The sequence below is a fragment of the Neisseria sp. HMSC068C04 genome (assembly GCF_001810105.1).
Taxonomy (GTDB): domain Bacteria; phylum Pseudomonadota; class Gammaproteobacteria; order Burkholderiales; family Neisseriaceae; genus Neisseria; species Neisseria flavescens_B.
Genome location: NZ_KV799940.1, coordinates 1 through 696, shown reverse-complemented (window position 1 = coordinate 696; position 696 = coordinate 1). Strand labels below are relative to the sequence as shown.

At 36.6% G+C, this 696-nt stretch carries 1 pseudogene; it reads right to left on the bottom strand.

Annotated features, from left to right (window positions below):
* Window positions 1–133: 133 nt before the first annotated feature.
* Window positions 134–696: pseudogene (locus tag HMPREF2700_RS05540) on the bottom strand (hypothetical protein); the annotation flags it as partial.

The window sequence follows — 696 nt, the reverse complement described above, 5'->3', positions numbered from 1 at the left end:
TGCCAGTATTTTAGTCTATTAATTCCTGTTTCTCTCAGTGGTACAATCACTTACAGAATTCAAAAACAAAGGTCGTCAAAATTTTAGACGACCTTTGTTTTTACACAGTATTAACATCAATCCAATTTAAGTATTAAAACTTGGGTTCTTTCTGTAAATAAGGCAGCAAGTCGGGATCCTGATAACCCTCATCGATTTTATAACCCTTGCTGACCAGCATGGCTTCCTCTTTTTTGCGTTTTGCTAATTCTATATCGCGGTAGCGCGGCCAATATTGAGTCATGTTGTTTGCAATATCCTCACGCTTGGCTGATAACAGTTTTTCATCATGAATACCTTCAAGAAAGGTAAGATACATTTGCTCACGCATACTCATCCTGAGATTATTAAATTCAATCCGCATCATATACTGTCCCCATTCTTTAAAACTTAATGTTTTATTGATATCGTCTAAGTCTTCTTGGTCTTTGACTGTTGAATTAAATGAAAGACTTATTTCAACACCATCCAAATAAAATTTTGCAATCATCATACCCTGTGTCATTATGACGCTATACCACGTACTAAAATCAGGAACAGCACTGGGATCGGTAATATAGCCCAAGCCAAAATTTTCTTCATCTTGGAAGTATCTGATTGCATCTTTACCGGCTAACCTTGGTCTGGATAAATAAATATAGCGTTGCCAGCCACTGT